Origin of the sequence: Candidatus Symbiopectobacterium sp. (genome assembly GCF_020054415.1) — a bacterium.
Taxonomy (GTDB): domain Bacteria; phylum Pseudomonadota; class Gammaproteobacteria; order Enterobacterales; family Enterobacteriaceae; genus Symbiopectobacterium.
On record NZ_JAHWCO010000708.1, the window covers coordinates 1 to 2,511 of the forward strand.

4 protein-coding genes are annotated in these 2,511 nt (G+C 49.5%); 3 read left to right on the forward strand and 1 reads right to left on the reverse strand.

Annotation, left to right across the window (positions count from 1 at the left end; translation table 11 throughout):
* Together QZ506_RS20340 and QZ506_RS20345 are read left to right on the forward strand one after the other, a co-directional pair.
* Positions 1 to 256 (forward strand): transposase (locus QZ506_RS20340; protein ID WP_291973495.1); only part of this gene is annotated, 256 nt, incomplete at its 5' end.
* Positions 257 to 318: 62 nt separating this feature from the next.
* On the forward strand, positions 319 to 1,053 hold the full coding sequence (locus QZ506_RS20345) for a methyltransferase domain-containing protein (RefSeq protein WP_291973497.1): 735 nt from the start codon (positions 319 to 321) through the stop codon (positions 1,051 to 1,053).
* Positions 1,054 to 1,058: 5 nt separating this feature from the next.
* On the opposite strand, the gene rnhA is transcribed toward QZ506_RS20345, so the two are convergent.
* Positions 1,059 to 1,523 carry a ribonuclease HI gene (gene rnhA / locus QZ506_RS20350; RefSeq protein WP_291973499.1) on the reverse strand — a complete coding sequence of 155 codons (465 nt, stop codon included), beginning with the start codon at positions 1,521 to 1,523 and terminating at the stop codon, positions 1,059 to 1,061.
* Positions 1,524 to 1,580: 57 nt separating this feature from the next.
* On the opposite strand from rnhA, the gene dnaQ reads away from it, so the two are divergent.
* Entirely contained in the window at positions 1,581 to 2,315 is a 735-nt protein-coding gene (dnaQ, locus tag QZ506_RS20355) for a DNA polymerase III subunit epsilon (RefSeq protein ID WP_291973502.1), read from the forward strand.
* Positions 2,316 to 2,511 lie beyond the last annotated feature (196 nt).

Genomic DNA, 2,511 nt, shown 5'->3' on the forward strand with positions numbered 1-2,511 from the left:
CCAATTGATTAAGGATTGGGCCTTTGTCGTGAACATAGAGCTTCACTATTTACCGCCTTACAGTCCGAATCTGAACGCGATAGAACGCCTGTGGAAAGTGATGAATGAGCATGCACGGAATAATCGCTATTTTGAAAACACACGCTATTTTCGGGATGCAATATTCAATTTTTTCACCAATACGCTACCAGAAATAGCGGACTCGCTGACGTCCAGAATTCATGATCGTTTTCAGGTGCTCAAACCTGCATCTTGAGGTTTATTGGGTATATTACGTGGTCTGAGATAGCTATTGGGTCTGAGGGAGAATACTAATAGATGAAGCCAGCGCATACGCCTCAGGCATATTCTTCACCAATGTGTTGGGAGGATATCCCTTGGGGCGCACATTACCAGAAGGCGCTTGAACATGCATTGGCAGCATGGTGGCCGCGTGTGTTCGGCTTCCATTTACTGAAAGTCGGCGCGCTCAGTAACGCTATCGCGACGGACACGTGTGCCATCTCCCATCAGGTTAATATCAACCCGAGTGTTGCTGATGATGTGCATGTTTTGGCCGATCCTTACCAGCTGCCCTTTTCTGATAAATCTATCGATGCCTGCTTGCTGGCGCATACGCTCTCTTATTCATCGAATCCACACCGTATTCTACACGAAGTGGATAGGGTACTGATCAATGATGGATGGTTATTGCTGAGTGTGTTTAATCCAATAAGCCTGCTCGGTGCTGGAAAGCTGACGCCCGGCCTTCGTCAATGCCAGCCCTATTGTGCGCGCATGTTCACGCAGATGCGTATGATAGATTGGTTCAGCTTGCTCAATTATGAAGTGTTGTATCAGGGAACCTTCCACGTGGTGCCGTGGAAGATGCCGCAGATGATAACAACATCAGCACCTCACTCAACTCCCTTAGGTTGCCTGATGCTCCTTGTTGCACGTAAACGTACCATCCCGCTTACCATGTCCCCCTTGCGCCAGAGGGTCAACAAGCTACCGGTGCGCAGAGCCGTTGGGGCAACCAAGAGTTACCGTAAAGGGTACCTGCCTTTCTGAGCGGATTATTCCGGCTGATAGCCTGTATCTTCCTGCGTCGGGTGCGAGGCTGCCTGGCGTGCCAGTTCATCACATTTCTCGTTCTCGGGATGACCTGCATGGCCCTTAACCCACTCCCAACGCATCGTATGCCGCTGAATGGCGGCATCCAGTCGCTGCCACAGATCGATATTCTTAACTGGTTTTTTGTCAGCGGTTTTCCAGCCTTTAAGTTTCCAATTGTGGATCCAGCGCGTGATACCCTGCCGCACATATTGGCTATCGGTACTCAGTACCACCGTACATGGAGTCGTCAATGCTTCCAGAGCGGCAATCGCTGCCATCAACTCCATGCGATTATTGGTTGTCAGGTGATAACCGGCACTCAAGGTTTTTTCGTGCTGCTTGTAGCGCAGTACAACGCCATAGCCACCCGGGCCAGGATTTCCCAGACAAGAACCATCGGTGAAAATTTCTACCTGCTTTGTCATCTCTGGTAGACTCTGCCTTAATCATAAAAACCGTAAGTCTGACATAAAACGAAACCGATGAGCACTGCAATTACACGACAGATCGTTCTGGATACCGAAACCACGGGGATGAACAGGCTCGGCGTTCATTATGAAGGCCATAAAATCATTGAGATTGGTGCGGTAGAGGTCATTAATCGCCGCCTGACGGGGCGCCATTATCATGTGTATATCAAGCCTGATAGGCTGGTTGATCCGGAAGCGTTCATGGTCCACGGCATCAGCGATGGATTTTTACAAGATAAACCTGCCTACGCTGAGATAGCCGAGGATTTTATTGAGTTCATTAGCGGTGCGGAACTGGTTATTCATAATGCCGCGTTTGATATTGGCTTTATGGACTACGAATTTCGGATGCTGAATCGGGATATCCCGAAGACAGAGACTTTTTGCAAGATAACCGATAGCCTCATGGTCGCGCGTAAGCTGTTTCCCGGTAAAAGAAACAGCCTGGATGCATTGTGCGACCGTTATCAGATAGATAACAGCAAACGAACGCTGCACGGGGCGTTACTCGACGCCGAAATTCTGGCTGATGTCTATCTGGCCATGACGGGGGGACAAACTTCTTTGGCGTTTGCCATGGAGAGTGACACACAGCAAGTGAGTACAGAAAGTGAGAGCGTGCAGCGAATTACGCGCCAAGCGTCTGCTTTGCCCATCATTTATGCCAGTCCGGAAGAACTGGCAGCTCATGAAACGCGCCTCGATCTGATTGCCAAAAAGGGGGGCAGTTGCTTGTGGAGCCAGTAATTGTCAGCGCCAGTGATGTAAGACGGTAATTCACCATTTGGATTGTCCGCTCCACCCAACATGTTGTTTCCTTGAGGTTCTCACACCAGAAAGGACATCAGCATGCTGAGCAGAGAGGACTTTTACATGATAAAGCAAATGCGCCAGCAGGGTGCGTATATTGTCGATATTGCCACTCAGGTTGGTTGCTCTGAGC